The sequence below is a fragment of the Enterobacter sp. CM29 genome, assembly GCF_013179605.1.
GTDB lineage: Bacteria > Pseudomonadota > Gammaproteobacteria > Enterobacterales > Enterobacteriaceae > Enterobacter > Enterobacter intestinihominis.
Window position 1 is genome coordinate 1 of record NZ_JABMCU010000040.1, and the last position, 25561, is coordinate 25561.

The 25561-nt window shown below is 57.2% G+C and carries 25 protein-coding genes and 1 pseudogene; 19 read left to right on the top strand and 7 right to left on the bottom strand.

The window, feature by feature from the left end:
- Positions 1 to 390 (bottom strand): ATP-binding cassette domain-containing protein (locus HP459_RS07430; RefSeq protein ID WP_171936077.1); only part of this gene is annotated, 390 nt, incomplete at its 3' end.
- 215 nt (positions 391 to 605) lie between these two features.
- Here HP459_RS07430 and lsrR point away from each other — a divergent pair.
- The 3 genes from lsrR to HP459_RS07445 all read left to right on the top strand — a co-directional run bounded on the left by lsrR (position 606) and on the right by HP459_RS07445 (position 5416).
- On the top strand, positions 606 to 1577 hold the full coding sequence (lsrR, locus tag HP459_RS07435; RefSeq protein ID WP_022649464.1) for a transcriptional regulator LsrR: 972 nt from the start codon (positions 606 to 608) through the stop codon (positions 1575 to 1577).
- 33 nt (positions 1578 to 1610) lie between these two features.
- Complete coding sequence (lsrK, locus tag HP459_RS07440) at positions 1611 to 3197, top strand: autoinducer-2 kinase (RefSeq protein ID WP_171936073.1); 1587 nt, start codon at positions 1611 to 1613, stop codon at positions 3195 to 3197.
- A gap of 197 nt (positions 3198 to 3394) precedes the next feature.
- Positions 3395 to 5416 carry an NADPH-dependent 2,4-dienoyl-CoA reductase gene (locus HP459_RS07445; RefSeq protein WP_171936074.1) on the top strand — a complete coding sequence of 674 codons (2022 nt, stop codon included), beginning with the start codon at positions 3395 to 3397 and terminating at the stop codon, positions 5414 to 5416.
- A 132-nt stretch (positions 5417 to 5548) separates the two neighbouring features.
- Here HP459_RS07445 and rlmG read toward each other — a convergent pair whose 3' ends face one another.
- A complete protein-coding gene (gene rlmG, locus HP459_RS07450; protein ID WP_171936075.1) occupies positions 5549 to 6685 on the bottom strand; it encodes a 23S rRNA (guanine(1835)-N(2))-methyltransferase RlmG in 1137 nt (378 codons plus the stop codon).
- Between the two features lie 83 nt (positions 6686 to 6768).
- Between rlmG and HP459_RS07455 the strand changes: the two genes are divergently transcribed.
- The 4 genes from HP459_RS07455 (at position 6769) to sstT (ending at position 11076) form a co-directional block, all read left to right on the top strand.
- Complete coding sequence (locus tag HP459_RS07455; RefSeq protein ID WP_023298690.1) at positions 6769 to 7272, top strand: M48 family metallopeptidase; 504 nt, start codon at positions 6769 to 6771, stop codon at positions 7270 to 7272.
- Between the two features lie 70 nt (positions 7273 to 7342).
- The gene (locus HP459_RS07460; protein ID WP_022649469.1) at positions 7343 to 8341 is read left to right on the top strand and encodes a Gfo/Idh/MocA family protein; all 999 of its coding nucleotides are present in this window, start codon (positions 7343 to 7345) and stop codon (positions 8339 to 8341) included.
- A 252-nt stretch (positions 8342 to 8593) separates the two neighbouring features.
- The gene (locus HP459_RS07465; protein ID WP_022649470.1) at positions 8594 to 9559 is read left to right on the top strand and encodes a TerC family protein; all 966 of its coding nucleotides are present in this window, start codon (positions 8594 to 8596) and stop codon (positions 9557 to 9559) included.
- Positions 9560 to 9834: 275 nt separating this feature from the next.
- Positions 9835 to 11076 (top strand): serine/threonine transporter SstT, encoded by a 1242-nt coding sequence (gene sstT, locus HP459_RS07470; RefSeq protein ID WP_022649471.1) that lies wholly within the window; start codon positions 9835 to 9837, stop codon positions 11074 to 11076.
- Positions 11077 to 11215: 139 nt separating this feature from the next.
- Here the strand turns inward: sstT and HP459_RS07475 are convergent, their stop codons facing one another.
- Both HP459_RS07475 and uxaC read right to left on the bottom strand, forming a co-directional pair.
- A complete protein-coding gene (locus HP459_RS07475) occupies positions 11216 to 12703 on the bottom strand; it encodes a UxaA family hydrolase (RefSeq protein WP_045622970.1) in 1488 nt (495 codons plus the stop codon).
- Positions 12704 to 12720: 17 nt separating this feature from the next.
- Positions 12721 to 14133, bottom strand: a complete 1413-nt coding sequence (uxaC, locus tag HP459_RS07480; protein ID WP_063146532.1) for a glucuronate isomerase — start codon at positions 14131 to 14133, stop codon at positions 12721 to 12723.
- Between the two features lie 475 nt (positions 14134 to 14608).
- Between uxaC and HP459_RS07485 the strand changes: the two genes are divergently transcribed.
- From HP459_RS07485 to HP459_RS07535, 11 genes are all read left to right on the top strand, one after another.
- Positions 14609 to 15907: an MFS transporter gene (locus tag HP459_RS07485; RefSeq protein ID WP_022649474.1), complete on the top strand. Its 1299-nt coding sequence runs from the start codon at positions 14609 to 14611 to the stop codon at positions 15905 to 15907.
- 196 nt (positions 15908 to 16103) lie between these two features.
- Complete coding sequence (gene exuR / locus HP459_RS07490) at positions 16104 to 16880, top strand: transcriptional regulator ExuR (RefSeq protein ID WP_023298695.1); 777 nt, start codon at positions 16104 to 16106, stop codon at positions 16878 to 16880.
- Between the two features lie 341 nt (positions 16881 to 17221).
- Positions 17222 to 17884: a DedA family general envelope maintenance protein YqjA gene (yqjA, locus tag HP459_RS07495; RefSeq protein WP_022649475.1), complete on the top strand. Its 663-nt coding sequence runs from the start codon at positions 17222 to 17224 to the stop codon at positions 17882 to 17884.
- 2 nt (positions 17885 to 17886) lie between these two features.
- On the top strand, positions 17887 to 18270 hold the full coding sequence (gene mzrA, locus HP459_RS07500; protein WP_171936076.1) for an EnvZ/OmpR regulon moderator MzrA: 384 nt from the start codon (positions 17887 to 17889) through the stop codon (positions 18268 to 18270).
- A 143-nt stretch (positions 18271 to 18413) separates the two neighbouring features.
- The gene (locus HP459_RS07505; RefSeq protein ID WP_017382428.1) at positions 18414 to 18782 is read left to right on the top strand and encodes a DUF1090 domain-containing protein; all 369 of its coding nucleotides are present in this window, start codon (positions 18414 to 18416) and stop codon (positions 18780 to 18782) included.
- A gap of 29 nt (positions 18783 to 18811) precedes the next feature.
- Positions 18812 to 19117 carry a YqjD family protein gene (locus HP459_RS07510; RefSeq protein WP_008503141.1) on the top strand — a complete coding sequence of 102 codons (306 nt, stop codon included), beginning with the start codon at positions 18812 to 18814 and terminating at the stop codon, positions 19115 to 19117.
- 2 nt (positions 19118 to 19119) lie between these two features.
- Positions 19120 to 19518, top strand: a complete 399-nt coding sequence (locus HP459_RS07515) for a phage holin family protein (RefSeq protein ID WP_003862647.1) — start codon at positions 19120 to 19122, stop codon at positions 19516 to 19518.
- Positions 19515 to 19811: a YqjK-like family protein gene (locus HP459_RS07520; protein ID WP_022649477.1), complete on the top strand. Its 297-nt coding sequence runs from the start codon at positions 19515 to 19517 to the stop codon at positions 19809 to 19811. The genes HP459_RS07515 and HP459_RS07520 overlap by 4 nt, the downstream gene beginning before the upstream one ends.
- 254 nt (positions 19812 to 20065) lie before the next feature.
- Positions 20066 to 20458, top strand: coding sequence for a DoxX family protein (locus HP459_RS07525; protein ID WP_032626373.1), 393 nt, complete (start codon positions 20066 to 20068; stop codon positions 20456 to 20458).
- Positions 20459 to 20530: 72 nt separating this feature from the next.
- Positions 20531 to 21517: a glutathione S-transferase family protein gene (locus HP459_RS07530; protein WP_150312435.1), complete on the top strand. Its 987-nt coding sequence runs from the start codon at positions 20531 to 20533 to the stop codon at positions 21515 to 21517.
- A 106-nt stretch (positions 21518 to 21623) separates the two neighbouring features.
- Positions 21624 to 21989, top strand: coding sequence for a DUF805 domain-containing protein (locus tag HP459_RS07535; protein WP_022649479.1), 366 nt, complete (start codon positions 21624 to 21626; stop codon positions 21987 to 21989).
- 47 nt (positions 21990 to 22036) lie between these two features.
- Here HP459_RS07535 and yhaJ read toward each other — a convergent pair whose 3' ends face one another.
- The gene (gene yhaJ, locus HP459_RS07540; RefSeq protein WP_022649480.1) at positions 22037 to 22939 is read right to left on the bottom strand and encodes a DNA-binding transcriptional regulator YhaJ; all 903 of its coding nucleotides are present in this window, start codon (positions 22937 to 22939) and stop codon (positions 22037 to 22039) included.
- A 104-nt stretch (positions 22940 to 23043) separates the two neighbouring features.
- On the opposite strand from yhaJ, the gene HP459_RS07545 reads away from it, so the two are divergent.
- Entirely contained in the window at positions 23044 to 23745 is a 702-nt protein-coding gene (locus HP459_RS07545) for a pirin family protein (RefSeq protein ID WP_022649481.1), read from the top strand.
- A gap of 105 nt (positions 23746 to 23850) precedes the next feature.
- Here HP459_RS07545 and HP459_RS07550 read toward each other — a convergent pair whose 3' ends face one another.
- Both HP459_RS07550 and HP459_RS07555 read right to left on the bottom strand, forming a co-directional pair.
- Positions 23851 to 25152 carry a serine dehydratase subunit alpha family protein gene (locus HP459_RS07550; protein ID WP_058646857.1) on the bottom strand — a complete coding sequence of 434 codons (1302 nt, stop codon included), beginning with the start codon at positions 25150 to 25152 and terminating at the stop codon, positions 23851 to 23853.
- A 20-nt stretch (positions 25153 to 25172) separates the two neighbouring features.
- Positions 25173 to 25561 (bottom strand): annotated as a pseudogene (locus HP459_RS07555) (hypothetical protein); the annotation flags it as partial.

The following is a 25561-nucleotide window of genomic DNA, read 5'->3' on the forward strand; positions in this document are numbered from 1 at the left end:
AGCGGCATCAAGATTAAGCTGACATTGCAGCTGCTGGAGTTTCTCCGCCAGCCGCTTTTCCCGATCTCGTTCGCGCGGCAGACGAAACAGGATGTTTTCCCGCACCGTCAGGTTGGGGAAAAGCAGCGGCTCCTGTGGCACCAGATAAATGCCTAACCGGTGCGCCTGCGACGGGGTAAGCCGTGCAAAAGACTCGCCCGCAACCGAAAGCTCACCGCGATCCGGCGTTTCAACCCCGGCGATGATTTTCATCAACGTCGATTTTCCCGCGCCGTTACCGCCCATCAGCGCATGCACCTGCCCAGCAAGCAGCGTGAAATCAATGCCTTTTAACACAGGCACGCCAGAGAACTGTTTGCAGATGTCACGTGCCTCGAGAAGTGGTGTCATCATCGCTCCGCTATTGAACAAATGATTTTTAGATTTAATAATGTTCAAAAGCGTAGACGGTGAACTATATTTACAACCGTGCAGGGATCACAGTTTTATCGATTGAGATTCAGATAAACCGGAAAGGATCGAAAAGATCCGTTTTGTCGCGTGGCTCACATTTTCACGCCGCACCATCACGAACATATGATCTAAATTTTTATAAGAGTTCAACTATGAGCGATAAACGCACTGCGGAAGAAGGACGGTTTGCCGGGCTGGCACTGGCGGAAGAGGAGCTGGTGGCGCGCGTGGCCTGGTGCTACTACCACGACGGGCTGACCCAGAACGACATCGGCGAGCGGCTCGGGCTGCCGCGCCTGAAGATCTCCCGCCTGCTGGAGAAAGGCCGTCAGTCCGGGGTGATCCGCGTGCAGATAAACTCCCGCTACGAGGGCTGCCTGGCGCTGGAAACCGAGTTGCAACAACGATTTGGCCTGAAGCTGGTGCGCGTGATGCCCGCCCTGAATACGCCGCCGATGAACGTGCGGTTAGGCATTGGCGCGGCCCAGTCGCTGATGGGCGTGCTGGAGCCCGGCCAGCTGTTAGCGGTGGGCTTCGGTGAAACCACCATGAGCAGCCTGCAACACCTGAGCGGCTTTATTAGCTCACAGCAGATCCGCCTGGTGACGCTCTCCGGCGGCGTGGGGCCGTATATGACCGGTATCGGCCAGCTGGATGCGGCCTGTAGCGTCAGCATGATCCCTGCCCCGCTTCGCGTGTCATCCGCTGAAGTCGCCGGGATCTTAAAGCGCGAAACCAGCGTGCGGGACGTGATCCTCGCCGCCACCGCCGCTGACGTGGCGGTGGTCGGCATTGGCTCGGTGAACCAGCGCCGTGACGCGACGATACTGCGCTCCGGCTATATCAGCGAAGGTGAACAGTTGATGTACGCCCGCAAGGGCGCGGTCGGCGATATCCTTGGCTATTTCCTCAATGCCGAAGGGGAATGCGTCGAGGAGCTGGAGATCCACAAAGAACTACTGGGCGTCACGCTCGATGAACTGGCACAGCTGCCCACCATCGTAGGCGTGGCCGGGGGGGAAGAGAAAGCCGATGCGATTTATGCCGCACTGAAGGGCCGCCGTATTAATGGCCTGGTGACGGAAGAGACGACAGCCCGCGCGGTGCTGGCTCTGGCCATTTAAGAGCCCTCCCTGCGCTAACAATGAGGCATGCTCATGAGTTACCTTTTAGCGTTAGATGCAGGGACAGGCAGCGTTCGCGCCGTTGTTTTCGATTTGCAGGGCAACCAGATTGCCGTTGGCCAGGCCGAGTGGAAACACCTGAGCGTCGAGAACGTGCCGGGCTCGATGGAGTTCGACCTCGACACCAACTGGCAGCTGGCCTGCCGGTGTATTCATCAGGCGCTGGAGCGCGCGCGCCTGAGCGCGGCGGATATTCAGTCCGTCGCCTGCTGTTCGATGCGCGAAGGGATTGTGCTGTACGACCGCAACGGCGAGGCTATCTGGGCCTGCGCCAACGTCGACGCCCGCGCCAGCCGAGAGGTAGCTGAACTCAAAGAGATCCACGATTACCGGTTTGAATCCGAAGTGTATGACGTTTCCGGCCAGACGCTTGCCCTCAGCGCCATGCCGCGCCTGCTGTGGCTGGCGCACCATCGTCCGGATATTTATCGTAAAGCCGCCACCATCACCATGATCAGCGACTGGCTGGCGGCGAAGCTCTCCGGCGAGTTGGCGGTGGACCCGTCCAATGCGGGCACGACGGGCATGCTGGATCTCTTCTCCCGCGACTGGCGTCCGGCGCTGCTCGACATGGCCGGGCTGCGCGCCGATATCCTCTCCCCGGTAAAAGAGACCGGCACCGTACTGGGGGCCATCACCAAAGCAGCCGCACAACAGAGCGGTCTGCGCGAGGGCACCCCGGTGGTGATGGGCGGCGGCGACGTGCAGCTGGGCTGTCTGGGGCTGGGCGTGGTGCGCGCCGGACAAACGGCGGTGCTGGGCGGCACCTTCTGGCAACAGGTGGTGAACCTGCCGCAGGTGCGCACCGACCCTGAGATGAACATCCGCGTAAACCCGCACGTTATCCCCGGCATGGCGCAGGCAGAGTCGATCAGCTTCTTTACCGGGCTGACCATGCGCTGGTTCCGCGACGCCTTCTGCGCCGAAGAGAAGCTGATTGCCGAACGCATGGGAATGGACCCCTACTCCCTGCTCGAAGAGATGGCGAGCCGCGTCCCGCCGGGCTCCCACGGGGTGATGCCGATCTTCTCCGATGCGATGCATTTTAAGCAGTGGTACCACGCGGCACCGTCGTTTATTAACCTCTCCATTGACCCGGAAAAGTGCAACAAAGCGACGCTGTTCCGCGCGCTGGAGGAGAACGCGGCGATCGTCTCGGCCTGCAACCTGGCGCAGATTTCTCACTTTTCCGGCGTGACGTTTGAGAGCCTGGTGTTTGCCGGCGGCGGCGCAAAGGGCGCCCTGTGGAGCCAGATTTTAAGCGACGTCACCGGCCTGCCGGTGCGCGTGCCAGAAGTCAAAGAGGCAACGGCGCTCGGCTGCGCCATTGCCGCAGGAGCTGGCGCGGGGCTGTTCGCGGATATGGCCTCGACGGGCGAGCGGCTGGTGAAGTGGAGCCGCGAGTTCACGCCAAACCCGGCGCACCGCGAGCTGTACGACGGCATGATGCAGAAATGGCAGGCGGTGTACGCGGACCAGCTCGGGCTGGTGGACAGCGGGCTGACAACCTCGATGTGGCAGGCGCCGGGCCTGATGCGCGACACACGCCCCTCACCCTAACCCTCTCCCCAGAGGGGAGAGGGGACTGCTCCGTGCGGCCTTTCACCCTCTCCCCTCTGGGGAGAGGGCCGGGGTGAGGGGTGAAGTTCTTTGAGATCTATCACAATCATTCGATCCCGCTTTTACCTTTCTGCCGCCGCTGGCTAAATTAGTAACTCATCCGACCACATAACAATAATTTTACACTGGAAGAGACTATGAGCCGCTACCCGTCGTTATTCGCCCCTCTCGATCTGGGGTTCACTACCCTCAAAAACCGCGTGTTAATGGGCTCAATGCACACCGGGCTGGAGGAGCGTCCGGACGGGGCTGAACGTCTGGCAGCCTTCTATGCCGAGCGCGCGCGCCACGGGGTGGCGCTGATTGTCACTGGCGGCGTAGCCCCTGCCCCTTCCGGGGTGACGATGGAGGGCGGCGCGGTGTTGAACGATGCGACACAGCTGCCGCACCACCGCATGGTGACCGACGCGGTTCACAACGAGGGCGGCAAAATCGCCCTGCAAATTCTGCATACCGGGCGCTACAGCTATCAGCCGAACCTGGTTGCCCCCTCGGCTATTCAGGCGCCGATTAACCGCTTTACTCCCCATGCCCTCAGCCATGACGAGATCCTGGCGCTGATAGATGACTTTGCTCGCTGCGCCGCGCTGGCGCGGGAAGCGGGCTACGACGGCGTGGAGGTGATGGGCTCAGAAGGCTACCTGATCAATGAATTCCTCGCCGCACGCACCAACCAGCGCGACGACGAATGGGGTGGTGACTATGCCCGCCGCATGCGTTTTGCCGTGGAGGTGGTGCGCGCGGTGCGTGAACGTGCCGGTGCGGATTTTATTATCATCTTCCGCCTGTCGATGCTCGACCTGGTGGAAGGCGGCGGCACCTTCGACGAAACCGTGCAGCTGGCGCAGGCGATTGAAGCCGCCGGTGCCACCATTATCAACACCGGGATTGGCTGGCACGAAGCGCGCATCCCCACCATCGCCACGCCGGTGCCGCGTGCGGCGTTCAGCTGGGTAACGCGCAAGCTGAAAGGCAAAGTCTCCGTTCCGCTGGTGACCACTAACCGCATTAACGATCCGCAGGTGGCGGACGATGTGATCTCCCGCGGCGACGCCGATATGGTGTCGATGGCGCGTCCGTTCCTCGCGGATGCCGAACTGCTCTCCAAAGCGCAAAGCGGCCGTGCGGATGAGATCAACACCTGTATCGGCTGTAACCAGGCGTGTCTGGATCAGATCTTCGTCGGCAAGGTCACCTCCTGCCTGGTGAATCCCCGCGCCTGCCATGAAACCAAAATGCCGATCGTTCCTGCGACCAACAAGAAGCGTCTGGCCGTGGTGGGCGCAGGACCCGCTGGCCTGGCGTTTGCGGTCAATGCCGCCTCGCGTGGGCACAGCGTGACGCTGTTTGATGCGCTGGCGGAAATCGGCGGGCAGTTTACTATCGCCAGACAGATCCCCGGCAAAGAGGAGTTCTATGAAACGCTGCGCTATTACCGCCGGATGATCGAGGTGACGGGCGTCGATCTGCGGCTCAATCAGGTTGTCAGCGCGGCGGATCTGATCGGTTTCGACGAGGTGATCCTCGCGAGTGGGATCGCCCCGCGCACCCCTGCGATCGAAGGTATCGATCATCCGAAGGTATTGAGCTATCTGGACGTGCTGCGCGACAAAGCGCCGGTTGGCGAGAAGGTGGCGATCATCGGCTGCGGCGGGATCGGTTTTGATACCGCGATGTATTTAAGCCAGCCGGGCGAAGCCACCAGCCAGAACATCGCTGAGTTCTGCGTGGAATGGGGCATTGATACCAGTCTCAGTCAGTCCGGCGGTTTACGCCCGGAAGGTCCGCAACTGCCGAAAAGCCCGCGTCAGATCGTGATGCTCCAGCGTAAAGCCAGCAAGCCGGGTGAAGGGCTGGGGAAAACCACAGGCTGGATCCACCGCGCCACCCTGCTCTCGCGCGGGGTGAAGATGATCCCGGGGGTGAGCTACCAGAAGATCGACGACGACGGGCTACACGTTCTGATCGGCGGTGAGCCGCAGCTGCTGGACGTGGATCATGTGATTTTGTGCGCCGGGCAGGAGCCGAAGCGCGATCTGGCCGATCCGCTGCGTGAGGCAGGGAAAACGGTACATTTGATTGGCGGGTGCGACGTGGCGATGGAACTGGATGCGCGGCGGGCGATTGCGCAGGGGACAAAACTGGCGCTGAGTATTTAACGGCATCGCCCGGTGGCGCTTCGCTTACCGGGCCTACGGGTCCGAGGCCATTGTAGGCCCGGTAAGCGAAGCGCCACCGGGCATTTGAAACCGTAGGCCTGTGCAAGCGAAACGCCGCCAGGCAAAACGATCTTATCGACGACGCCCCAGCTTCACCGACTTCAGCACCACAAACTTGTTGTTTGTCGCAATGGTGACGCAGTTACCGAAAATCTTCTTCAGCTTGTGGAAGTAGTCCAGATGGCGGTTCGCCACGATATACAGCTCGCCGTTGATTTTCAGGCAGCGGCGCGCGTGGTGGAACATCTCCCACGCGACGTTATCCGTCAGGGCGTGCTTCTGGTGGAACGGAGGATTGCAAAACACCGCGTTGAAGCGGAAAGGCTCTACGCCGGACAGCGCGTTATTGATCATAAACTCGCAGCGATCCAGCGCCTCCGGCAGATTGGTTTCCACGTTCAGACGGCTTGAAGCCACCGCCATTGGCGATTCGTCGCTGAACACCACGCTGGCCTCCGGGTTCTTCGCCAGCAGCGTCAGGCCAATCACGCCGTTACCGCAGCCGAGATCGACAATCTCCCCTTCCAGGTTTTCCGGCAGATGTTCCATAAAAAAACGTGCGCCGATATCCAGACCGGTTCGGGAGAAGACGTTCGCGTGGTTGTGGATGGTCCAGTCGGTCCCTTCCAGCTTCCAGCTCAGGGTCTCTGGCGCGTCGGCCAGTTCCGGCGCGCTGAAGGTACAGTTGATCAGGCGCGCTTTTTTCCAGGCCAGCGTCGTAGTGGTCGGGCCGAGCACTTTCTCGAACAGTTCCAGCGTCGAGGTGTGAATATCACGCGCCTTGGCGCCCGCGATGATGCGCGTTTCTGGCGTCACGACTTTACGCAGCGCGCGCAGTTGCTGCTCCAGCAGCGCCATGGTTTTGGGCACTTTAATCAGCACCACGCCTGGCGTCTGCGGGTAGTCCGCGGTGCTGTCGAGGAACTTCACGCTGGATTCGTCGATATCGTTGTGACGCAGGTTTTCACGCGTCGCCAGCTCGCTTAAGTAAGAATCGCCGATACTGTAAGGCGCATGTTCCGCCAGCGCACAGCCCAGCGCGCCAAACGCGTCATTCAGGATCAGAACCGGGCCGCGGATTTCAGTCTCATCCAACTGCTGCAGCAGATATTCATCCGCCGCTTCCCACGCCTGAAGCGGGTTCACGTCGTCCGTTTCCGGGAAACGTTTAAGGTTGAGTGAACGGAAACCGTTGTCTAAGTGGCTCATCGGCCCTCCTGAATGGTAAAATTTGGCGTATCCCTGAAAAGGGTGCGTGAGTATACCCGTTTTCACACTATTTTGGGGTTTTGATGAACCAGCTGACTTATCTCCAGGGCTACCCGGAGCAATTACTATCCCAGGTTCGCGACCTGATCGCCGCGGGAAAGCTCGGCGCGGTGCTGGAAAAACGCTACCCGGGCACGCATGATTTCGCGACTGACAAAGCCCTCTGGCAGTATACGCAGGATCTGAAAAGCCAGTATCTGAAGAGCGCCCCGCCGATCAACAAGGTGATGTACGACAACAAGATCCACGTGCTGAAAAACGCGCTCGGCCTGCATACCGCCATCTCCCGCGTGCAGGGCGGCAAGCTGAAGGCTAAGGCGGAGATCCGCGTCGCGACCGTCTTTCGCAATGCGCCGGAAGCCTTTCTGCGGATGATCGTGGTGCACGAGCTGGCGCACCTGAAAGAGAAAGATCACGACAAAGCGTTCTATTCCCTGTGCTGCCATATGGAGCCGCAGTACCACCAGCTGGAGTTTGATACCCGTTTGTGGCTGACGCATTTATCGTTAAAGAGTAATGCGCAGTAGCGCACGCGAAATGTCATGAGGACGTGCTACAGTGGCTTTAGGTTCCCTGCTACGGAGTACGTAAACGTTTATGATACGTTTCGCAGTCATCGGTACGAACTGGATCACGCGCCAGTTCGTCGACGCCGCCCACGAAACCGGCAAATATAAGCTCACCGCAGTCTATTCCCGCAGCCTTGAGCAGGCGCAAAGTTTTGCGAATGACTACCTGGTTGAACATCTGTTCACCTCACTCGATGAGATGGCGCAAAGCGACGCCATTGACGCGGTCTATATCGCCAGCCCGAATGCTCTGCACTTCCCGCAAACGAAGCTGTTCCTCAGCCATAAAAAGCATGTGATCTGCGAGAAGCCGCTGGCGTCGAATATCCACGAAGTGGAAGCCGCCATTGCGCTTGCCCGCGAAAACCAGGTGGTGCTGTTTGAAGCGTTCAAAACCGCCAGCCTGCCCAACTTCCTGCTGTTGCAGCAGTCCCTGCCGAAAATTGGCAAAGTGCGTAAAGCCTTTATCAACTACTGCCAGTATTCCTCGCGCTACCAGCGCTATCTGGACGGCGAAAACCCGAACACCTTTAACCCGGCCTTCTCGAATGGCTCGATTATGGATATCGGTTTTTACTGCCTGGCCTCTGCGGTTGCGCTGTGGGGGGAACCACACGGCGTGACGGCCACCGCCAGCCTGCTGGAGAGCGGCGTGGATGCACACGGCGTTGTGGTGCTGGACTACGGTGATTTCAGCGTGACGTTGCAGCACTCGAAGGTCAGCGACTCCGTGCTGCCAAGCGAAATTCAGGGCGAAGACGGCTCGCTGGTGATCGAAAAAATCTCCGAATGCCAGAAGCTCAGCATCGTTCCGCGCGGCGGAAAAGCGCAGGAGCTGACGCAGCCTCAGCATATTAACACTATGCTTTATGAGGCAGAGGTCTTCGCCCGTCTGGTAGAAGACAACGAAGTGAACCACCCGGGACTGGCGATCAGCCGCACCACGGCGAAGCTGCAAACGGAGATCCGCCGACAGACCGGCGTAATCTTCCCCGCAGACGGCGTGAATGTGGAAGCCGTCGCGTAAAGCTGTGTAATGAAATCGTGCAGACCATTGACGAAATCGATGGTCTGACATAATTTGTTACCTGCAAAGGGGAGTAACTTCTTCGCCGGTGGATCGTCATTACGATGCGTGCAAAACCGCATCCGGTCGCCGGGCAACCTTCGTGGTTGTAAGTGAGACCTTGCCGGAAGGCGAGGTCTATGCATAAAAAGCTAACGGCTATCGTCTTCTGACCATAGCCGTTTTTGTTTTTTTATGTGTAAGGAAAATAGTATGCATTCTGTCGGCACTCCAATGCTGTGGGGCGGATTCGCGGTTGTCGTGCTCATCATGCTGGCGATCGACCTCTTTTTGCAGGGTCGTCGCGGCGAACACGGCATGAGCGTTAAGCAAGCCGCCGTCTGGTCGCTGGTATGGGTTACCCTCTCACTTCTTTTCTGCGCCGCCTTCTGGTGGTATCTGGCCTCAACCGAAGGTCGCGCGGTGGCCGATCCTCAGGCACTCGCCTTCCTCACCGGCTATCTGATTGAAAAAGCGCTGGCGGTTGATAACGTCTTCGTCTGGCTGATGCTGTTCAGTTACTTCGCCGTGCCTGCGGCCCTGCAACGCCGCGTGCTGGTATACGGCGTGCTGGGCGCCATCATTTTGCGTACCATCATGATCTTCGCCGGTAGCTGGCTGATTACCCAGTTCGAATGGCTGCTGTACGTGTTTGGTGCGTTCCTGCTGTTCACCGGGGTCAAAATGGCGCTGGCGAAAGAAGACGATACCGGTATCGGTGATAAGCCGCTGGTGAAGTGGATCCGGGGTCATCTGCGCATGACGGACAAGATCGAGAGCGAGCATTTCTTCGTGCGTAAGAACGGCCTGCTGTTCGCCACCCCGCTGCTGCTGGTGCTGATTCTGGTCGAGCTGAGCGACGTGATTTTCGCCGTGGACAGTATCCCGGCTATCTTCGCGGTCACTACCGACCCGTTCATCGTGCTGACCTCGAACCTGTTCGCGATCCTCGGCCTGCGTGCGATGTACTTCCTGCTGGCGGGCGCGGCAGAGCGCTTCTCAATGCTGAAGTACGGTCTGTCGGTGATTCTGGTCTTTATCGGTATCAAGATGCTGATTGTTGATTTCTACCATATCCCGATCGCCATTTCGCTCGGCGTGGTGTTTGGCATTCTGCTGGTGACGCTGATTATCAATACCTGGGTTAACCGCCAGCACGATAAGAAGCAGCAGGCTTAGTGCAACGTTCGGTGCGGGCTGATGCCCTCACCCCACCCCTCTCCCACGGGGAGAGGGGGAAATGCAATGCAGGCCGGGTAAGCGCAGCGCCACCCGGCACTTTCGTTAACCAATAGTTAAAAAACATGACGCAACACGTAAAATCCAGCATTTTACGCTTCCGCCTTTCGCTGCTTTCCCTGATACTCAACCAGGCAAACAAATACTTACATCCGGATACAAATGTGACTTAGAGCACATCCAGGATGGAACGCAATTTCACTCAGGAATAACGTATGAGCACACAATCTAAGGGCCTGCTTGCGCGCCTGGCGCAGGGCAGTCTTGTAAAACAAATTCTGGTCGGGTTGGTACTGGGTATTCTGCTGGCGATGGTGTCAAAACCTGCGGCGGAAGCGACGGGACTGCTCGGCACCCTTTTCGTTGGCGCACTGAAGGCCGTCGCCCCGGTACTGGTGCTAATGCTGGTGATGGCGTCGATTGCCAACCACCAGCACGGACAAAAAACCAACATTCGCCCTATTCTGTTCCTGTATCTGCTGGGAACCTTCTCTGCTGCCTTAACGGCCGTTGTGTTTAGCTTCCTGTTCCCGTCCACGCTGCACCTGACCAGCGCGGCCGGTGATATCACCCCGCCGTCCGGGATTGTGGAAGTCCTTCGCGGCCTGCTGATGAGCATGGTCTCTAACCCCATCACCGCACTGATGAACGGAAACTACATTGGCATCCTGGTCTGGGCGATTGGTCTGGGCTTCGCGCTGCGTCATGGCAACGAGACCACGAAAAACCTGGTTAACGATTTGTCCAATGCAGTGACCTTCATGGTGAAGCTGGTGATTCGCTTTGCACCAGTCGGTATCTTTGGTCTGGTTTCTTCGACGCTGGCCACCACCGGTTTCGACGCACTGTGGGGCTACGCGCAGCTGCTGGTCGTCCTGGTCGGCTGTATGCTGCTGGTGGCGCTGGTGATCAACCCGCTGCTGGTGTTCTGGCAGATCCGCCGCAACCCGTATCCGCTGGTGCTGACCTGCCTGCGCGAGAGCGGCGTGTATGCCTTCTTCACCCGCAGCTCAGCGGCGAACATACCGGTGAACATGGCGCTGGCGGAGAAGCTGAACCTGGACCGCGATACCTATTCGGTGTCGATTCCCCTGGGTGCAACCGTGAACATGGCCGGTGCGGCGATTACCATCACCGTGCTGACGCTGGCGGCGGTGCATACGCTGGGTATTCCGGTAGATCTGCCAACCGCGCTGCTGCTGAGCGTCGTTGCATCACTGTGTGCCTGTGGCGCATCCGGCGTGGCGGGCGGCTCTCTGCTGCTGATCCCGCTGGCCTGTAACATGTTCGGTATTCCGAACGAGATTGCCATGCAGGTTGTCGCGGTCGGTTTCATTATCGGCGTATTGCAGGATTCCTGCGAAACCGCGCTGAACTCCTCTACCGACGTGCTGTTTACCGCCGCAGCCTGTCAGGCGGAAGATGCGCGTTTAGCGAAGAACGCCCTGCGAGGTTAAAAAGAAAAGCCCGGTGGCGGCTACGCCTTACCGGGCCTACAAGGTAAATGCAAAACGGCAACATGTGTTGCCGTTTTTAGTGTTTGCACCCTCTCCCTGTGGGAGAGGGCCGGGGTGAGGGCACCAGCCCGCACCCGACTTATAGCGTCACACCACTCTTAAAGATCGCCAGCTCGCGGAAGTCGTTCTTCTCGTTGCAGGTCTGCCTGCCGCTGGCAAATTCCACAATCGTGTCCACGAATTCGCTCAGCAGCTGCGGCATCGCTTTGCCGTGGATCAGCTGGCCCGCGTCAAAGTCGATCCAGTGCTTTTTCTTCGCCGCCAGTTCGCTGTTAGTGGCGATTTTCACCGTCGGCACAAACCCGCCGTACGGCGTACCGCGCCCGGTACTGAACAGCACCATATGACAGCCCGCGCCTGCCAGCGCACTGGTGGCGACCGCATCGTTGCCCGGTGCGCTGAGCAGGTTCAGGCCGTGCGTTTTTAGCCGTTCACCGTAGCGCAGCACGTCTACCACCTGGCTGGCGCCCGCTTTTTGGGTGCAGCCCAGGGATTTCTCTTCAAGCGTGGTGATGCCGCCCGCTTTGTTACCCGGCGAGGGGTTCTCGTATATCGGCTGGTTATGGGCGATGAAGTACTGTTTGAAGTCGTTGACCATGGTGACGGTCTTCTCAAAGGTCTCTTCGTCGCGGCAGTGGCTCATCAGAATGCGCTCTGCGCCGAACATCTCCGGCACTTCGGTCAGCACCGTAGTGCCGCCGTTGGCAATCACGTAATCCGAGAAGCGACCCAGCATTGGGTTAGCGGTAATGCCGGAAAGGCCATCAGATCCGCCGCACTCCAGGCCAAACTTCAGTTCGCTCAGCGTGCCCGGCTCGCGCTTGTCGTGACGCATCACCTCGTACAGCTGATGCAGCTGTTCAACGCCCGCTTCCACTTCGTCGTCCTGGTGCTGACACACCATAAAGTGCACGCGCTCAGGGTCAAATTCGCCCAGCGTGTCGCGGAAGGCGTCGACCTGATTGTTCTCGCAGCCGAGGCCGATCACCAGCACCGCGCCCGCGTTCGGGTGGCGCACCATGTTTTGCAGCATGGTGCGGGTATTGATGTGGTCGTCGCCCAGCTGGGAACAACCGTAGGTGTGGCTGAACAGATGCACGCCGTCGGTGCCTTCAGCATCATTAGTCTCTTTCAGGAAACGCGTCTGAATTTGACGCGCGATCCCGTTCACGCAGCCGACAGTCGGGAGGATCCACAGCTCATTGCGGATCCCCACCTCGCCGCTGGCGCGGCGGTAGATCTGTACCTCACGATCGGCCGCCTGTCCTTCTTCTGGCTGGAAGTCAGGTTGATAGCTGTACTCGTCCAGATCGCTGAGATTGGTGCGGGTATTGTGGGAATGAATGTATTCACCCGGCGCAATATCCGCCAGCGCATGACCGATGGGCAAACCGTACTTCACCACGTTCTCCCCTTTCGCGATGGGGATCAGGGCAAACTTATGTCCACGTCCAATGGCCTGGCGTAACGTCACCGACTGGTTGTCGAAGGTCACTTCCGTCCCTTCGGCTAAATCGGCCAGCGCGACGGCAACGTTATCCAGCGAATGGATTTTGATGTATTGCATATCAACCTCAAACGGCCTTAGTTCAGTTCAATGGCGAAGTAGTCACGCGCATTATTAAAGCAGATGTTTCTCACCATTTCGCCCAGCAGCTGGATATCCGCTGGCGCTTCACCCGCGTGCACCCAGCGGCCAATCATCTGGCACAGAATGCGGCGGAAATATTCATGGCGGGTATAGGAGAGGAAACTGCGGCTGTCGGTCAGCATGCCAACGAAGCGGCTCAACAGGCCGAGCTGCGCCAGCTGTGTCATCTGACGCTCCATGCCGTCTTTTTGATCGTTAAACCACCAGCCGGAACCGAACTGCATCTTGCCCGGCATCCCTTCGCCCTGGAAGTTGCCGATCATGGTGCCCAGTACTTCGTTATCGCGCGGGTTCAGGCAGTAGAGAATGGTTTTTGGCAGCAGGTTTTGCTCGTTCTGTTTGCTCAGCAGTTTTGACAGCTCTTCCGCCAGAGGGCGGTCGTTGATGGAGTCGAAGCCCACGTCCGCGCCCAGCAGTTTGAACTGACGCTGGTTGTTATTACGCAGCGCGCCGATATGGTACTGCTGAACCCAGCCGCGACGGGCATATTCCGCACCGAGGAACACCAGCACCGCGGTTTTGAACTGGGCGACTTCATGCTCGCTCAGGGCTTCGCCGGAGAGACGACGCGCCAGGATGCTGTCCAGCTCGGCTTCGCTGGAATCCGCGAACAGCACCACGTCCAGCGCGTGGTCAGACACTTTACAGCCGTGTGCGGCAAAGTGATCCAGACGTTTGGTCAGCGCGGTTTGCAGATCGTCAAAGCGACGAATGTCGGTATCCGAAACTTCCGCCAGCTTCGCCATGTAGTCGTTAAAGGTCGGCAGCTCGATGTTGAAGGCTTTATCCGGGCGCCAGCTTGGCAGCACTTTGATGTCAAACGTGCTGTCCTTCGCGACAACCGCGTGGTGCTCCAGGGAGTCGATCGGATCGTCGGTTGTACCCACCATCTTCACGTTCATCTGCTGCATGATGCCGCGCGCCGAGAAGCTATCCTGCGCCAGCAGTTCGTTGCACTGATCCCAGATTTCATCCGCCGTGGCGGGAGAGAGCAGCTTGCCGGTGATACCAAACGGACGACGCAGTTCGAGGTGCGTCCAGTGGTATAACGGGTTACCGATGGTGTGAGGAACGGTAGCGGCCCAGGCGTCAAACTTCTCGCGATCGGTCGCGTCGCCGGTACACAGGCGCTCGGCCACGCCGTTGGTGCGCATTGCGCGCCACTTATAGTGGTCACCCTTCAGCCAGATATCATACAGGTTTTTGAAACGGTAATTTTCGGCAACCTGCTGCGGCGGTAAATGGCAGTGGTAGTCGAAAATCGGCTGGTCTTTTGCGTAGTCGTGGTACAGGCGGCGAGCAAATTCGGTATCTAACAGGAAATCTTCGGTCATAAACGGTGTCATTATCGTCTTCCTCATTACGGGAGCGTCAGAAAGCTTATGTTCAGATGCTGCAAAGTTATCACACCAATTTCCAGAGTCCGACGTTTTTTTCGTGAGTTAGATCAATAAACGTCGACAAATAAATTACCCTCAAAGGGGTAAACCTTCTTGCAGGCCGCGCCAGATCTGGCTTTGCGCACGCCGCATAATATCCCTACAAAGATTCACTCTTTTGTGATGTCACTCACCTTTTAAAGTTGTATGACAAGTTATCTTTTCGCCGTCGCAAACTATAAGCCGACGGAATGCATTACCGGTGTTTGTTACATCGGATTTAACGGTACGGAAGCCGACTTAGCACAATGACTTATGGCAAGGTTCGGGCCGTTCCGGGACAGGTTCCCGGTTACGCCCCTCCCGTTACAGAACAGCTCCCGGCAACGGTTGAGTTGTTGCCGTGTCCCGACACGGAAATAACATAACGATGAGGTTTTACATGCGTAAAATTAAAGGGTTACGTTGGTACATGATCGCACTGGTGACGCTCGGCACCGTGCTGGGCTACCTGACACGTAACACCGTGGCAGCAGCGGCGCCAACGTTGATGGAAGAGTTACATATCTCCACACAACAATACTCTTACATCATTGCGGCGTATTCTGCCGCTTACACCGTAATGCAGCCTGTTGCAGGTTATGTTCTTGATATTCTGGGTACAAAAATTGGTTATGCCTTCTTCGCTGTAGCATGGGCCGTCTTCTGCGGGGCGACGGCGCTGGCTGGCAGCTGGGGCGGGCTGGCGCTGGCACGTGGTGCGGTAGGTGCTGCCGAAGCGGCGATGATCCCTGCGGGTCTGAAAGCCAGCTCTGAATGGTTCCCGGCAAAAGAACGTTCAATCGCTGTCGGTTACTTCAACGTGGGTTCCTCCATCGGGGCGATGATTGCTCCGCCACTGGTGGTGTGGGCGATTGTGATGCACAGCTGGCAAATGGCGTTCATCATCTCCGGAGTGCTGAGTTTTGCCTGGGCCATGGCGTGGCTGATCTTCTATAAACACCCGCGCGATCAGAAAAAGCTGTCTACCGAAGAACGTGACTACATTATCAATGGTCAGGAATCTCATCATCAGACCGACAACGGTAAAAAAATGTCCGTCTGGCAGATCCTGGGTACCCGTCAGTTCTGGGGTATCGCCCTGCCACGCTTCCTGGCGGAACCGGCCTGGGGTACGTTCAACGCCTGGATCCCGCTGTTCATGTTCAAAGTCTACGGCTTTAACCTGAAAGAGATCGCGATGTTCGCCTGGATGCCAATGCTGTTTGCAGACCTGGGCTGTATCGTCGGCGGCTACCTGCCACCGCTGTTCCAGCGCTGGTTTGGCGTGAACCTGATTGTGTCCCGTAAGATGGTGGTCACCATGGGCGCCCTGCTGATGATTGGCCCTGGCATGATTGGCCTGTTCACCAGTCCTTACGTGGCTATCGCCCTGCTGTGTATCGGGGGCTTTGCTCACCAGTCTCTGTCTGGCGCGCTGATTACGCTCTCGTCCGACGTGTTTGGTCGTAACGAAGTTGCCACCGCCAACGGTCTGACCGGGATGGCCGCCTGGACCGCAAGTACCCTGTTTGCGCTGGTGGTCGGCGCGCTGGCAGACACCATCGGTTTCAGCCCGCTGTTCGCGGTACTGGCCATCTTCGACCTGCTGGGTGCAGTGGTTATCTGGACGGTGCTGAAGAGTAAATCCGCCGAGGAACTGGCGAAAGAGTCCCTTGGGGGACCGGCGACGCAGAGTTAGCTTGTTGTGCCGGGTGGCGGCTTCGCCTTACCCGGCCTATAACACCCGATAAAACCGTAGGCCGGGTAAGCGTAGCGCCACCCGGCAAAAACGTCGCAAAAGCCGCCTCCGGGCGGCTTTTTTAATGGCGAAATCTGGAGAGTGGCAAGCAAAAGTGGTATAACAAATCATTCGCCGTACCCTGCCTGGAGCGCATATGGAAATCACCGAATCACGTCGTTTATATCAACAACTTGCCGCCGAGCTGAAAGATCGCATCGAGCAAGGGGTCTATCTTGTCGGTGATAAACTTCCCGCTGAGCGTTTTATTGCGGATGAAAAAAGCGTCAGCCGTACGGTGGTCCGCGAAGCCATCATCATGCTGGAAGTTGAAGGGTATGTTGAGGTACGCAAAGGTTCCGGTATTCACGTGATTTCCAGCCAGGCGAAACACTCCCCCACGCCGGACGAAAGTCTGGAATTTGCCAGCTACGGTCCGTTTGAGCTTCTCCAGGCTCGCCAGCTGATTGAAAGCAATATCGCAGAATTCGCAGCGACGCAGGTCACCAAGCAGGACATCATGAAGCTGATGGAAATCCAGGATCATGCGCGTAAAGAAAAATGTTTCCGCGATTCCGAATGGGACCTGCAATTCCACGTCCAGGTCGCCCTTGCGACTCAGAACACAGCGCTGGCGGCAATCGTTGAAAAAATGTGGACTCAGCGCGTTCACAACCCGTACTGGAAGAAACTGCACGATCACATTGATTCCCGCACGGTAGACAACTGGTGTGACGACCACGACCAGATTCTTAAGGCCCTGATTCGTAAAGATCCGCATGCGGCGAAACTGGCAATGTGGCAGCATCTGGAGAACACTAAACAGATGCTTTTTAATGAAACGAGTGATGACTTTGAATTTAACGCTGACCGCTATCTTTTTGCTGATAATCCGGTGGTTCACCTCGATACCGCGACCAATGTCGCAAAATAACCTCCTGAACTGCTGGCAGGCGCACCGCCGCGCCTTCCGGCCAGACAGGGTAAGAAAACCTCTATAGTGTCAGCCTTTGTAAAATCTCTCGCTCCCCTCCGTGGCTTACGCCAAAATCGTGTTTCCCCTCAAATTCTGTGACGCAGAACGTCGGGCTTTGTTACAATTGGATTCACTTCGTTATTTTGTAAGTTAGTGCTTGCTAACCAGCCAATTAACAGGGAACAGTGTTGGCCACACATCATTGTGTCCGCGAGCGACCATAATGAAATCATAACAATGTCGCCGTGCTGTTTTCCCGTATGACAGGCGTGACGTTAACCGATTTCCAGGAACACTGAATGGAACTTTTGACCCAACTACTGAACGCCCTCTGGGCTCAGGATTTCGAAACGCTGGCCAACCCGTCCATGATTGGCATGCTCTACTTTGTGTTATTTATGATCCTGTTCCTTGAGAACGGTCTGCTGCCTGCTGCCTTTTTACCGGGCGACAGCCTGCTGGTGCTGGTTGGGGTGCTCTGTGCAAAAGGAGCGATGGCTTTCCCACAAACGGTTCTGCTGTTGACCATTGCCGCCAGCCTGGGTTGCTGGGTGAGTTATATTCAGGGGCGATGGCTGGGCAACACGCGAATCGTTCAGAACTGGCTTTCGCATCTTCCGGCACATTATCACCAGCGAGCGCACCACCTTTTCCATAAGCACGGGCTCTCCGCCTTGCTGATTGGCCGCTTTATCGCATTCGTACGCACCCTGCTGCCGACCATTGCGGGCTTGTCCGGCCTGAGCAGCGCGCGCTTCCAGTTCTTTAACTGGATGAGCGGCCTGCTGTGGGTTCTGATCCTGACCACGCTCGGCTACGCGCTCGGTAAAACGCCGGTCTTTATGAAATATGAAGACCAGCTGATGTCTTGCCTGATGCTGCTGCCCGTCGTCCTGCTGGTGTTTGGCCTGGTCGGTTCACTGGTCGTACTGTGGAAAAAGAAATACGGAGCCAGGGGTTAACGATGGTTATCTCCCCGCTCGCGCTGCGCCGCTTCTCTTACGCCATCGTCGCGCTAATGATGTTCAGCGCTCTCATCCTGCTATGGTCTGCCCTACAGCACCAGGAGTCGACGCTGACTATCCGTCCTGTGAGTCAAGGAACCAGCGTGCCGGATGGTTTTTCCATCTGGCATCATCTGGACGCTAACGGGATCCCCTTTAAGAGCATCACGCCGCAAGACGATGTGCTGCTGATAAAATTTGACTCCAGTGCGCAAAGCGCCGCGGCGAAAGCGGTGCTGGACCGCACGTTGCCGCAGGGTTACATCATCGCGCAACAGGATGATGACAGCCACGTAGCCTCCTGGATGTCACGGTTACGCGACACGTCGCATCGATTTGGCTAACGACTAATATTCCGAATATTTTCACCCACTTTGGTGAAACTCCCGTTTACTTACTATGCTTAAGTACGCGGAGCACCCCTCAGATGTTCTCCGCATAGTTCTGGAACACGGCTTACGCCGTAACACAATGGAAGGTTTCTATAATGAAATACCGCATCACCCTGGCTCTGGCCCTTTTTTCTTTAAGCACAGCTTCCTTCGCTATGTCTCTTTGTCAGGAGAAAGAACAGGATATTCAACGCGAAATCAGTTATGCCGAAAAGCATAACAATCAGCACCGGATCGACGGACTGAAAAAAGCGCTGAGCGAAGTGAAAGACAATTGTACGGACAGCAAGCTGCGTGCCGATCATCAGGAAAAAATCGCTGAACAGAAGGACGAGATAGCCGAGCGCCGTCAAGACCTGCAAGAAGCGAAAGAGAAAGGTGATGCGGAAAAAATTGCCAAACGCGAGAGGAAGTTGCAAGAGGCGCAGGACGAACTGAAAGCGCTGGAAGCTCGCGATTATTGAGTTAACGGAAATCTCAACAGGAGAGAATCATGTCAAAAGATACAACTTCAGAACATCTGCGCGCTGAGCTGAAATCCCTGGCGGACACCCTGGAAGAGGTGCTGAACTCTTCTGCCGATAAATCGAAAGAAGAAGTCAGCAAACTGCGCAGCAAAGCGGAGCAGGCACTGAAAGAGAGCCGTTACCGTCTGGGTGAAACCGGTGATGCACTGGCGAAACAGACCCGCGAAGCGGCTGCGCGCGCAGACGAATATGTACGTGACAATCCATGGACAGGCGTTGGTATTGGTGCCGCAGTGGGTGTGGTGCTGGGTGTCCTGCTGACGCGTCGTTGATTATGGAAGATCCACGTCACGCACAAGGGCCTGCTAAAAACGTCCTCGGCATCGGCCAGCGTATTCTTACGACGCTGGTCGGGATTGCCGAAACGCGCGTCCGGCTTGCGGTAGTGGAACTGGAAGAGGAGAAAGCCAATCTCTTCCAGATGCTGCTCATGCTTGGGCTTACGATGCTCTTTGCCGCGTTTGGTCTGATGAGCCTGATGGTGTTAATCATCTGGGCTATCGATCCACAGTATCGACTGAACGCGATGATTGCCACTACCGTGGTTCTGCTGGTGGCGGCGCTGATAGGCGGTATCTGGACCCTGCATAAAGCGCGCACGTCGACCTTCCTGCGCCATACTCGCCAGGAGCTGGCCAACGACCGCGCCCTGCTGGAGGATGATAAGTCGTGAGCGACAAAGCCGAACGTCAAAAGCGGAAAGCGTATCTGCTGAGCCAGATCCAGCAGCAGCGGCTGGACCTGTCCGCCAGCCGTCGCGACTGGCTGGAGCTGACCCAGCGTTACGATCGCGGCTGGAATACTCTTCTGAGCCTGCGTTCGTGGGCGCTGGTGGGTAGCAGCGTGATGGCGATCTGGACGATTCGTCATCCAAACATGCTGATTCGCTGGGCACGCCGTGGCTTTGGTGTCTGGAGCGCATGGCGTCTGGTGAAAGCAACGATTCGTCAGCAGCAGCTGCGCTAGCCTTCTCGCCGGGTGGCGCTGCGCTTACCCGGTCTACGGTAAAAAAGTAGGCCGCGTAAGGCGTAGCCGTCACCCGGCAAAATCTCTCCATGCTCCCTTACTCAATATCTTTGAAAAAGATTGACAGTTTTCCTTGCTAACAATTGCCATCCGCCCCGTTTACACTCCTCTCCATCGACAGCAAAGACGCGGTATCTACCCGAATTTGCACGCAAATAACGTTTAGCCGCTGATGTGGTTTCCTGGAGAGTAAAATGAAAAAATTAGATGATGTTGGTGTATTGGTAGCGCGTATTCTGATGCCTGTGCTGTTCATCACCGCAGGCTGGGGCAAAATTACCGGCTATGCGGGCACTCAGCAGTATATGGAAGCGATGGGCGTGCCGGGTTTCCTGCTGCCACTGACCATCCTGCTTGAGTTCGGCGGCGGCCTGGCAGTGCTGTTCGGTTTCCTGACCCGCACCACGGCGCTGTTCACCGCAGGCTTTACCCTGCTGACCGCGTTCATCTTCCACAGCAACTTTGCGGAAGGCGTGAACTCCCTGATGTTCATGAAAAACCTGACCATCGCGGGTGGCTTCCTGCTGCTGGCTATCACGGGTCCGGGCGCCTACAGCATCGACCGTCTTCTGAATAAGAAGTGGTAAGCACGCTATACTGATTAAATTCAAAGCGAGGAGACATCTCCTCGCTTTTGCTATCTGACGGAGGAGTAAAAAATGGGACAACTCGTAGACGGCGTCTGGCAGGATGTCTGGTATGACACCAAATCCACCGGTGGACGCTTTAAGCGCTCTGTTTCGGCCTTCCGTAACTGGCTGACCGCCGACGGCGCGCCCGGCCCGAGTGGCGAAGGGGGCTTTGCGGCGGAGAAAGATCGTTATCATCTGTATGTTTCTCTCGCCTGTCCTTGGGCGCACCGCACGCTGATTGTGCGCAAACTTAAAGGTCTCGAATCGCTAATTCCGGTTTCGGTGGTCAACCCGCTGATGCTGGAAAATGGCTGGACGTTCGACAGTGACTTCCCGGCCGCGACGGGTGATGAGCTTTATCATCACGATTTCCTGTATCAGCTCTATCTGCGCGCCGATCCGCACTACACCGGACGCGTAACGGTGCCTGTACTGTGGGACAAGAAAAACCAGACGATCGTCAGCAATGAATCCGCTGAAATCATTCGCATGTTCAATACCGCGTTTGACGCGCACGGCGCCCGCGCCGGGGATTACTATCCGGTTGAGCTGCGCGAGAAAATTGACGAGCTGAACGGCTGGATCTACGACAACGTCAACAACGGCGTCTATAAAGCCGGTTTTGCCACCAGTCAGGAAGCGTACGACGAAGCGGTCGGCAACGTGTTTGGATCCCTGGAACGTCTGGAGCAGATCCTCGGCCAGCATCGTTATTTAGCGGGCGATCGCCTCACCGAAGCAGACATCCGCCTGTGGACGACGCTGATCCGCTTCGATCCGGTGTATGTCACCCACTTCAAGTGCGACAAGCATCGCATCAGCGATTATCTGAACCTGCACGGTTTCCTGCGCGACATCTATCAGATGCCGGGTATTGCGGAGACGGTCAATTTTGAGCATATTCGCACCCATTATTTCCGCAGTCATAAGACCATCAACCCAACGGGCATTATCTCCATTGGTCCGTGGCAGGATCTGGATGAACCGCACGGGCGCGACGTGCGTTTCGGATAATTATTTAGGGAATCAATTGATTCCCTTTTTTAATTCACGGCATACATCTATCCTTACCTCGATCGCTTAGAAAACAAGTGATTGACTGACTAAGAGGCAAGGAAAAATGGACTGGTATTTAAAAGTACTGCGCAACTACGTTGGATTTGGTGGCCGTGCCCGCCGTAAAGAGTACTGGATGTTCGTTCTGGTGAACTTCGTCCTGATTATGGTGCTGGGTATTGTGGACAAAATCCTCGGCTGGGAACGCGAGGGGGGCGAAGGCATTCTCACCACCATTTATGGTGTGTTGGTTCTGCTGCCTTCATGGGCCGTACTGTTTCGTCGTCTCCACGACACCGATCGTTCGGCGTGGTGGCTGCTGTTGCTGTTGATCCCGCTTATCGGCTGGATCGTCATTTTGATTTTCAACTGTCAGAGCGGAACGCCGGGAGAAAACCGCTTTGGTCCGGATCCGAAGATCTGCGCATAAAAAAAAGCCCGGTGGCGCTTCGCTTACCGGGCCTACAAATTACGATTTTATTTATTATATTGCGTGAAAAGCTTCGGAATTTCGCGTAAACACCATGATTTGGCTTCGCCCATGCTGTCACGACGCCACGCCATAATAATATCCACTTCGCTGGTGTATTCCGGGCTGACAACGCGCAGCCGTCCCTCTGCAATGTCCTTTTCGACGAACGGATACGGCATGGTCGCCACGCCCAGCCCCGCCAGCAGCGCCTGACGCTTATCTTCCAGCGACGTCACCGTCAGACGCGGCTGTTTATCCAGCAACTGCACCGTTAACACCGGGCGCTCGCGCGCGGTATCCGCCACCGCCACGCCGCGGTATTTCACGCGCGTGACCTCAGAGAGCGGTTCCGGCTCCTGATGGATCGGGTGACCCGGCGCAGCGACGTAGACGTTCATCACGCTGTACAGTTTGCGCGAGTTAATTTCTGACGATGAGCGGAAATGCATATCCGGCGCAATGACGATATCCGCCCTGCCCGTCTCAAGACGCTCCCACGCCCCGGCCAGTACCTCGGTGATGATCGACAGCTGGGTATTGGCTTTCGCGGCCAGTCTGTCCACCAGCGGGAACAGCGCCTCGGTGGGCACCAGCGCTTCGGTCACTAACGTCAGATGGGTTTCCCAGCCGCGGGCCAGCGCTTCGGCATCGGTCGTCAGTTTATCCGCCGCTTCCAGCAATACGCGGCCGCGCTCCAGCAGCATCCGCCCAACGTTGGTGAATTTTGTTCGATGACCAGAGCGATCGAAGAGCACAACATCCAGCTCCTCCTCCAGCTTTTGCATGGTATAGCTCAGCGCAGACGGAACGCGCCCCAGTTCATCTGCCGCCGCGGCAAAACTGCCGCGCCTGTCAATCGCGTCCATGACGCGAAGCGCCTCAAGCGTCAATGCTCTCTCTTTAGCCATCTCGTTCTCATTCAGGAAATTTGAACATACCGGGCAGAATATCTGGCTAACAATGCAGCGTCCATACCTTTACCATTGATTTAGTGTAAAGAGAGGTCAAGTTTATGATTACGACAAGAACAGCGAAACAGTGCGGACAAGCCGATTTCGGTTGGTTGCAGGCCCGCTACACCTTTTCCTTTGGACACTACTTTGACCCTAAACTTCTCGGTTACGCTTCACTGCGCGTATTGAACCAGGAAGTGCTCGCCCCGGGCGCGTCCTTCCAGCCGCGCACGTACCCGAAAGTCGATATCCTGAACCTGATCCTGGAAGGCGAGGCAGAATACCGCGATAGCGAGGGCAATCATGTCCAGGCGAAGGCTGGCGAGGCGCTGTTAATTTCCACGCAGCCGGGTATTAGCTATAGCGAGCATAACCTCAGCAAAGACAAAACGCTGACCCGCATGCAGCTGTGGCTGGATGCCTGTCCGGAGCGGGAAAATCCGCTGGTGCAAAAAATCGATCTGAAGGGCGATAAACAGCAGCTGATTGCATCCCCTGATGGCAGCAAAGGCAGCCTGCAGTTGCGCCAGCAGGTGTGGCTGCACCATATCGAACTGAAAAAAGGTGAACAGGCAAGCTTCCAGCTTCATGGCCCGCGCGCCTATCTGCAGTCCATTCACGGAACGGTGCATGCGGTGACGCACGCGGAAGAGAAAGAGGCGCTCACCTGCGGCGACGGCGCGTTTATTCGTGATGAAGCGAATATCACCCTGGTGGCGGATACGCCGCTGCGCGCGCTGCTGATTGATTTGCCGGTTTAACCCCCCCTCACCCTAGCCCTCTCCCCAAAGGGGAGAGGGAACGATCGAGCCCTCGCCCCTATGGGGAGAGGGGTTGGGGTGAGGGGTTGGGGTGAGGGGAAATTTTTACACCTTACTCGCCATAATCTCAATAATCTGCCGGTCCGTTGCCTGCATCGAGCGGCACGCCAGCGCGCACAGGTTCGCGATCGACTGCTCCACGTCGTGCGCCACAATCCCCTCATTACCCGTCACGGCAGTATCATCCAACGCCATCATCACGGCTTTCCAGGCGCTGGTGACGCTGGTCGAGACCTTCATTGCGCAACTGTTAGACGCCCCGTCACAGATCATCCCGCTGACGTCGCCGATCATACTGCCGATCGCCATGGCAATAGTCTGGTAAGAACCGCCCATCAGCCACGCCATCCCTGCGGCGGCCCCCATTCCGGCCGTTGTCGCCGCACACAGCGCGGACAAGCGCGGAAGCTGGTAATGGATATAGATCGCCGACAGGTGCGAGAGCATCAGCGCCCGCGCCAGCCGTTCGTCATCGGCCTGAACGTGCTCAGCCACCACCACCACCGGCATGGTGGCGGTGATGCCCTGATTCCCGGAACCCGAGTTGCTCATCGCCGGCAGTGTCGCGCCCCCCATGCGGGCATCCGAGGCTGCGCTGGTGCGGATAACAATGTCTGAACCCAGATCCTGCGCCATCCATCCGCGTGTGCGCTGTTTATTGAGCGTCGCACCAATATGCAACCCCCAGTTGCCACGTAAACCTTCCCGGGAGAGCGCATCGTTCAGCCGTCCCGCATCGAGGATAAAGCGGATCGCGTCGAACGGCACCTGTTCCACAAACTCAAGGATCTGCGACAGCGTGGTGGTCGAGAGCACCTCCAGCGGATCGTCGCTGTTCTGGCTCTGATTATCGTCAAGCCTGAAGCGCGTTTCGCCCTGACACACCATCTCCACCACACGGGTGTGCCCGCCGGCGATGGTCACCATCGCCGAGGATTCACCGACGTAAACGCAGGCACGTGAATAGAGGATCTCATCGCACGGCTCCTGCAATTTTACCTGCACCAGACCCGCGTTCAGCAGTGCTTTGGCGCGCGTTAGCGCCTCGGACGACGCGTCTTTCAACACCTCCAGTCCGGCATGCGCGTTACCGCCTGTCGCCCCCAGCGCGGCCGCGATGGGTAAACCGACCATACCGGTACCGGGCACCGTTACGCCAAGCCCGTTTTTCATCAGGTTCGGCGATACCCACGCCTCGATACGCGTCACCTCACCGTCAAGCTGTCCGGCAGCCATCGCGCACGCCAGCGCCAGCGAGACGGGTTCGGTACAGCCCAGCGCAGGCTTTACCTCTTCCTGCACCGCGCGAATAAAATGGTTCCATAAAGGATTAATTTGCTCAGACATCGTTACGACCTTATTTAACCTCATGAGAAGGCGAGGAAAGGAGAAACACAAAGCAGCAGCCCGGTAATCACAATAATCACCAGCGATACGCCTTTATATTTATGAAGTGCGGGCACTTTGTAGACCAGCCACGCCGGAATTAAGCAGCCCACCATCCCGAAAATAGGGCTACAGATGGAAGTGAAGCTCAGCACCGGCGCGTTTAACACAATCGCGCTCCAGGCCAGCAGGATGGCGAACAGCATAATCCCGCGCTGGACGGCATTTTCATTGATTTTCTCCGCCGGCATTTTGCGGCGCAGGATGTTCATCACAATGCCCTGCGTCGCCTCACGAAAGCCGAGATAGACGCCAAAGAACGCGGTCATCACAGCGAAAATATTGAGGATTACGCTGACAATTTTGACCC